This is a genomic window from Clostridium sp. AF37-5, from assembly GCF_003477605.1.
GTDB lineage: Bacteria > Bacillota > Clostridia > Lachnospirales > Lachnospiraceae > Eubacterium_F.
In genome coordinates this window covers 249-7,979 of record NZ_QUDR01000040.1, presented here as the reverse complement: position 1 = coordinate 7,979, position 7,731 = coordinate 249, and the positions used below count along the sequence as shown (strand labels likewise).

General features: G+C 38.0%; 7 protein-coding genes. All 7 read left to right on the top strand.

What is annotated here, in order from left to right; translation table 11 throughout:
• Positions 1-4,297 (top strand): RHS repeat-associated core domain-containing protein (locus DW019_RS14545; protein ID WP_147353045.1); only part of this gene is annotated, 4,297 nt, incomplete at its 5' end.
• A 184-nt stretch (positions 4,298-4,481) separates the two neighbouring features.
• Positions 4,482-5,630, top strand: coding sequence for a hypothetical protein (locus DW019_RS14540; RefSeq protein WP_117480178.1), 1,149 nt, complete (start codon positions 4,482-4,484; stop codon positions 5,628-5,630).
• 254 nt (positions 5,631-5,884) lie between these two features.
• A complete protein-coding gene (locus DW019_RS15220) occupies positions 5,885-6,031 on the top strand; it encodes a hypothetical protein (RefSeq protein WP_177387565.1) in 147 nt (48 codons plus the stop codon).
• Positions 6,028-6,447: an immunoglobulin-like domain-containing protein gene (locus tag DW019_RS14535; RefSeq protein ID WP_117480177.1), complete on the top strand. Its 420-nt coding sequence runs from the start codon at positions 6,028-6,030 to the stop codon at positions 6,445-6,447. Before DW019_RS15220 ends, DW019_RS14535 begins: the two co-directional genes overlap by 4 nt.
• A gap of 74 nt (positions 6,448-6,521) precedes the next feature.
• Positions 6,522-7,211, top strand: coding sequence for a hypothetical protein (locus DW019_RS14530; RefSeq protein ID WP_117480176.1), 690 nt, complete (start codon positions 6,522-6,524; stop codon positions 7,209-7,211).
• Positions 7,212-7,370: 159 nt separating this feature from the next.
• Positions 7,371-7,493 carry a hypothetical protein gene (locus DW019_RS15705; RefSeq protein WP_279217667.1) on the top strand — a complete coding sequence of 41 codons (123 nt, stop codon included), beginning with the start codon at positions 7,371-7,373 and terminating at the stop codon, positions 7,491-7,493.
• 35 nt (positions 7,494-7,528) lie between these two features.
• Positions 7,529-7,731 (top strand): hypothetical protein (locus DW019_RS14520; RefSeq protein WP_207663939.1); only part of this gene is annotated, 203 nt, incomplete at its 3' end.

The following is a 7,731-nucleotide window of genomic DNA, read 5'->3' as shown; positions in this document are numbered from 1 at the left end:
CCATAATACGGATGCCGGTTATCCTGCCGATGACAGGCCATTCTGTTTGTGTACGCTGACCAAGCAGGAATTCTATGATTCTGCAAAGACAAAAATTAAGGTAACAGGCAAAGTGATAGCGGATCATATGGATTATGCCAGTATTATCAAGCAAAAAAGTGTAAGTGGTGGAGCATATAAAATAATTACGAAGTCTGATTATAAGTATGATAATTTAGGCAATGAAATTCAAGAAAAAACATATCCTTTTTATAATACATCAGAAGAAAAAGAAGTTATTCTAAATGACTATACATATAACAGCCTCGGACAGCAGACTAAGAAGACCGTAACCATTACTTCTGCAAGACGTCCGGAAGATAACCGTACTTACACTGAAGAAGTAAACTATGATTCTTTCGGTAATGAGATTTCTCGCACCGATGAAAATGGTCTGATATCAAAAACCTCCTATGACCCGGAGACAGGAAAAGAAACCGAAACTATTAACGCTGTGGGAACAGAGTATGAATCTAAGGATAAGGAATACCAGTCGGCGGATGGTTTAAAAACCATGACCGTAGATGAGTATGGGCGGGTATCCATCGAGATACAGGATGCCTTTGGTAATACGGTCATCAGCAAGGATGAAGCTGCAGGCATATGGACGGAGAGTATCTATGATTATGGTAGTGAGAAAGATGAGGACAACGCTTCCGATGAGGACGAAGACAGTGAATCGGATGAGGAAAAAGAGGAGACGGCACGTCTGATTGAAGAACGAACATATACTTTTGAGCCGGATGAAAAGAGGTTCATCATCAATGAAAATGGGGAGACCGTACCGAATTATTATATTACTGGAAAAGGAAAAGACATCCTTTCTGGTAGCAAACATTTTTATGATGATCTGGGCAATGAAATTGGCAGCGCCGAGTTCAGCAATGGGAAACTGGACGCTGCCCACTGCACTTCATGGAGTTTTAGCAAGAGCGAGACAGAGGTAACTGGGGAAGACGACGAGGCACAGACCATTTCCACCAGTTACAGCAAAACCCTAAATCCTGCTAAATATCAGCCAAGGGCAGATGCAGAGGGGTATTATGACCAGTTCAATGATGTTGTTTTAAGCGAGAACATTACAAAAACTGTAACGGATGCCGAAGGCATTACCCTGTCAGAGACAAGCATCGATATCCGTGGCGAAAGTATGATAGAAGTAGTGACGACCTATGAAAGTGATGATTTTGGCAGAACCACTAAAGAAAACACGATAACCAGAAAACAGCAGGACGGGAAGTGGCTTCCTGCCTATGAGACACAGACCCTCTCCACTTATGATGATAACGGAAACGTCAGCCAGACGGAGACAAAGAGCCGGAAAGAGGGAGAGACGGAATGGCAGACCCAGACTGTCAAGACAGACTATGACGAGCAGGGGCAGGTGACAAAGCAATACACCCCTAGAGGAACCAAGGAGAATGTGGCATCCAAGTATGAGTACGACATTCTTGGACGGATGATTCAGTCTGAGATCCCACAGGAAAAGAAAGATGGAAGCACTAGTTACCAGAAAACCACGACAGAGTATGATAATTCGGGAAATGTGACGGAACAAAACGAACAGATTGACAGTGACAGGACGGCAAAAACCGAGTATACTTATGATAAATGTGGTAACCTTGTCATGGTCAAAAGCCACATGGAGGGGGAGAAAGCACAGTATGTCCAGTATGTCTATGACATCCAGGGGAACAAAGTGCGCCAGTTTACCGGAATGACCGAACCGCTGACGCTTGCGGTATCGGAAGTGGAGAATGCCGCTGACGATGCAGATACATTTTCCTATGCGGGAAAAACCTATCAGCTCACTGTCAGTGGAAAGAAAAAGTCTGATACCATTGCCGAGACAAGGTATGAGTATGATGGAAAAAATCAGTTGGTTGCTTATACTGACCCGGAAGGCAGGAGGGAAACCTATACCTATGATGTGAACAGCAACCTGACGAAAACAGTAGACAAGAACGGCAATACTCTGAAAAACACCTATGACTATCAGAACCGTCTGACGGAGATGGTGGCAAAGGAAAAGAAGACCGGGAAAGAGACCGCCCATACATATACTTACAATGCCTATGGGGATGTGGAAACCCAGGACGGCACTAGATTTACTTATGGAGACGTATCCGGGCAGATTACCAGTGAGACAACCAAACTCACCAAGAATAAGGACGTTGTTAAGAATTATGCTTATGACAGTGCCGACAATAAGTCCACCTTTGATGTGACAGTGGGTGGGGAAACAAAACTTTCCCTCCGCTATGCCTATGATGGGGAATCCAAACTGGTCTCCGTTACCGATGAAAAGGGCAATCAGGTAGTGGGATATTCCTATGATATGGATGGAAATTTGTCCGAGAGAACCGTGCCAGGGAACAACATGACTACTACTTATACTTATGATTACCAGAACCACCTTACGGCAATGAAAAACCAGACAGGCAGTGCAGGGGTTATATCCCAGTATACTTCTGAATATCTTGCCAATGGGCAGAAGTCGAAAGAAACTTCTGATGTGATGGGCAAAGATGGCAAGAAGTCCCAAAAGACTGCAACCTATACATATGATCTTTTAGGACGTATTAAGAGAGAAACCAAAACAGGCAGTGAGGACATTTCCTACACCTATGACAGCAACAACAACCGAAAGGAAATGAAGGTTGGAAATAAAGTAACTGCTTATGAATACAACAAAAATAATGAACTGCTCCGTACTGATACGTTAAATACCGATACGGAGAAGGATTTTGTTGTTATATACAAATATGATAAAAACGGAAATCAGTTGGCAACAGTTAACAGATATGAAATTCCTAATGACAGGAAAGAAGACACCTATGTGGATGTAGATGTTACACTGGGAGATAATCGGTTAAATGAAAATGTAGTCAACCATTATAATGCTTTGGATCAGCTTACTAAAACGCTAACAAAGAACTATAAGGTAAGCTTTACTTATGATGCCGAGGGACTGCGTACCAGCAAGACAGTAAATGGGAAGAAAACTGTCTTTATATGGGATGGAAATCAGTTAGTGATGGAGTTGTCTGAGAGTGGTATAGTGAAGAAGCGATATATCCGTGGAAATGATTTGGTTTATGTAGACAAGGAAGCGGACAAAGATTCTGGCAAATTTGAGGATAAGCAGTATTATGTAACAGATTCACACGGTAATGTGGTGCAATTGACCAATGTAGATGGAAAAATTATCAAGACTTATGAGTACGATTCCTTTGGAAATGAAGTGAATCTGGATAAAAAGGATGATAATCCGTTCCGTTATTGTGGGGAGTACTATGATAAAGAGACGGAGGAAATTTATCTCCGGGCAAGGTATTATCAACCGACAGTGGGGAGATTTCTTACAAGAGACACCTATACAGGAGAAAGCGGTGATCCGCTAAGTTTGCATTTGTATACTTATTGTGGCAATGATGGGATGAATAAATGCGATGCTGATGGTAATGCATGGACGTGGATAAAGAATAAGTGGAATGCATTTTGTGATACAGCCCAAAAATGTTATAATGGTGCAAAAACTTATGTAAAAAAAATTGCAAGTAATGTTAAGAAAACAGCGGCTAAAGTAATACGGGGAGGAGTTAATTATTGGAAAAAAACTTGGCTTGGGAAAGAATTTTATAAAAGAACAAAATCAGGGAGCGACTGGAAAGTGAATTTACTTTTAAAGTTGGGTGGTTTTGAAAGGGAAAAAGGCAAAAGTATATTTCATGCAAGGGATATTTGTATACAGAAATTAGGAGGGTATAATAATTTTTATGATTTTGTTTTTGATTCAGCGACAAACATATCTAAACCGTTAAAATATAAATTTATAGATAGAAAAGATTATAAATTTAGTATGAAGAGAAAGTATGTCATATGGGCATGGAAAGGTGATTATTTGAATTTGGGGGCAGGATGTGAAGTGGGTTTCTATAACACTTATGGAAGTACGAAACATTACTTTTTTGTAAAAAAAATATTTACAGAATTAGAGATGCGGTACAATGGAAATTTAATTAATAACTATAGGCCGCCGAAATCCAAAGGAGAAAAAGTGGGGCATTCATGGTGGATTACAACATTTAATGCTGGTATGCAAAATAATGTCAATCCTTCAAAGATTGGATTCCGATGTGTAGCAGATCTATCTGTATTAAAAGCTTATGCTCGAAAAGCATTGGAAAGACGACTTGAAAAATCAAAGAGGTGGAACGTTGAAGGAAACAAGGCGACTTTAAAATGGAACTATTAGTGAAAGAGGAATTAGATTGAAAAATAATGCTGATTTGATTATTTTTCACACGGCTATTTGTGCCGAGAACGTCACAAATAAGCCTTAATCCGACACGGGAGAACTGCAATGCGGCAAGAGTGCCGTATTCGCAGCTTTCTCGTGTGGTTTCTCGAATGCAGACGTTCTCAGAATGAGAGGTTTTATGAAAAATAAATATTTATATCTGTTTTTGATATCTGTTATTATGATGATATTGTCAGGGTGTACTCTTAGAACTTCAGATGGATTTACGTCTGATGAAAAAAGTATATGCGTGCTTCAGAATGGACGTTCAGCCCGCATTGGGAATACGGTACTTTATGATTGCAGTGAAGATTATGGTACTTATATAAAATTGGAAAACAGTGATGTCTCAAGAAAATTAGACGATGTATCACAAAACTTTGCTATCGATAAAATATCCAGTTCCAATCAATATTTTTATCTGTCTGGCAGGGAGATTTCGGATGTATGGGGAGGCAAGACAAATGTACTGGTTATGGATGTAAATGGAAAAATTATTGCAGCAAAGGAATGCTGTTGCGACTGGATTTATGCCAGCGGAAGTACCATTTTTGGTTATTACAAATGTCGCGATGAATCCGAAAAAGTGCTTGCGTGGGAGGCAACACGTATGGAGGTAACACATTATCAGGATGAGGAAGAATTTCTGAACAGTGCACACAATAATATAGAGGAATGGACGCCAATGACTGGCGAGAGTTTGTCGGTGGATGGGAAAGAATGGTTTCGTCAAAAAAAGGATTACGAACACTCCCAAAATTATTATACGGATACGGTATATTGTGATACTTATTACGTTTTGGAGTGGTTAAATTATGTGGACGGGAGAGAATCTTCGGGGTTGGATTGGGATGTGAAAGTACAATCTAAAAAGTACATAAAGCAAATGCGGAAACTCATGGGGGCAAAGAAAAATTTTGAAGTATCCTCCTGGCAATTGGAGGACAAGTTAGTTGTTATTTGTCGTGTTTATAGTCGGTCGGGAGGTCTTTTGCAGCATTTTACAAAAGACATAGAGCGTAGTTTGATTTTCCAATATGATCCGGACACGGATTCTCTTCATTTGGACAATACCTATGAGGGAAAGGAACTGGCGTATTGGGATGAAACCTGGATGATATATCGGAAAGGAAAAGAACTGTTTGTTGAAAATATTCCCACGCATAAAGTAAGTAAAGTATTTGAAAATGATACAATTATTAATATTGATTTGTCATATGACATTGTTACTTTATGGGATACAAAGGATGGAAAGTTGAATCGTTCAGATACATTTATATTGCAATAAGAAATTTAAATGTATGAACTATCTGACGTATATCTAAAAGACGTAATCATTATAATTGTGGAGGGAGTATATAGAAATAACTATTTATTAAATCACACAATACGAAGAATATAATTTGAAAGTTAATGATTGCGTAAGAAAGGGAATAAGTGGCAATCTTTATTGGAAGGTTGTGTGAGGAAATAGGTGTTTAGTAAGTGTGTTTTAGGTATTAAATTTTTATTTGTTGTATTGAAGTTTGAAGGAGTGATAGTGTGAAAAATAATGCCGATGCACTTATTTTTCACACCACTATTTGTGTTGAAGCGCCACAAATAGTATTGATGCACAGAGCAAAAACAGCTACGCTGCTTTTTGCTCGTGCCTCCTCCGCTGCGCTTCGGAATGGAGGATTAAAATGAAAAAAGGAGTCAAAAAGTGCTTGCTAATAACAGTTTGTATAGTAAATTTTCAAATGTGTATGTTTAGTTATGCTACTGCATGCGAATCAACGCCAAATATTAAAGTAAATAGATCTAAAAGTAGAAATGTATACATGAAAATTATTTCTGCAACACCAAAGACAATTAAAATAAAAATTTTTAATAAAAGTGAAAATATAGCACGATATTCGGAAAGTTTTACGCTGTATAAGTATAAGGATGGGAAGTATAAAAAAATAAAGAAAATTTCAAAAACACCGAAAAGTTTATATCTTATAAAAAAAAATGACAGTAAGGTGGAGAAGCTAGTGTGCAAAAAACTTTTTGGAAAAAAACTGTCAAAAGGGAAATATAAAATCAAATGGATTCAAAGTAAAAAATTTACAATAGAATAGCATTTAGTAGTATGATGGTTCAAATTGTGATTGATTGAAAAAAACTGTAAAAAAGTAAAGGAGTAATGTACGATATGAAAAAAAAGTATACAGTGTTGATACTAATTTCTTTTGCTATGGGAGTGATTTTTTCATTGATGCTTATGTTGCCATTGGCAGAAAAGAAATTACAGAAAAGTATATCTGATGATAGAAATAATACAATTACAGAGATGAATGAATTAAGTGACATTCTAAGGCTGTATAATCTTTTTTTAAAAAATGAGGTTGGATCAAATAATAAGAAAGGGGAAAGTTATTTTCTGAAAGATTACTGTAATAATTTTAATAAACTTGATAAAACGGGGAATGGAGTTCGATATGCTTTGTTTGATATGACAAACGATGGAATACCAGAACTCCATGTATTGACGGATATTTCGTATTCCGTTCATACGGTTGAGGGCAAGAAATTAATTACATGGTATGAAGGGGATCGGTATAGAAGACCCCTTAATAATAAAGCTATACTTGGAAAAACAGAATCAAGTGAAACATATTATGAATATATTGTTCTAGATAATAAAGGAGAGGAAGTTTTTTCTTGTGCCTTTGCTAAGAATCAAAGAAATATTTGTTTATTTTCCAATGGTGAGGACTATATTAAGTTATCAAAGCGAAAATGGGAGAAACTAACAAGCCCGTTTTTGTCTATTGGTTCAGATAAAATAAATTGGAAAAATATAAATGATAAAGTGGAATGGACGGAATTAAAAGGTAAATAGTATCAAAAAAACTATTGGGAAAATACAAATTATTTCTAAGTCATTCAAGTAGGGATGTTACGATTATCAGAATCTAAATCGGTAAGTGTGTGCCTGATAGCGGTCAGAAACATACGATAGATAGTAATGATGGCTTTCTTGTGACCACGACGTGCTTATATGCGTCGATATCGATTAGTAATGATTCGGGCAAAAGGAAAAGCCTCGGACAATCGGAAGTGGTCCGATGTGGTAAAGAAAGAGGAACTGCAGGCGGCAGAAACGACCGAGGTTCCGAAATAAAAAAGACATAACAGGAAGAAGAGGAGTTTAAATTTATGAGAGACTTAAGAGCAGTGATTCACGGAATTACAACAGCAGTTTTGTGTGGCATGGCAGTTTTCTCCTGCAGTACCATCAGCAAAGCTGCCGGAGAAACTTATCAGACAGCAGTGGAGGCAGCCTATGGAGATACTTTCCGTGGCGTCTATGAGAACTATCTTGCCGGTTCTCCGTTAGAGGCAGAGAACCCGGACGGTGT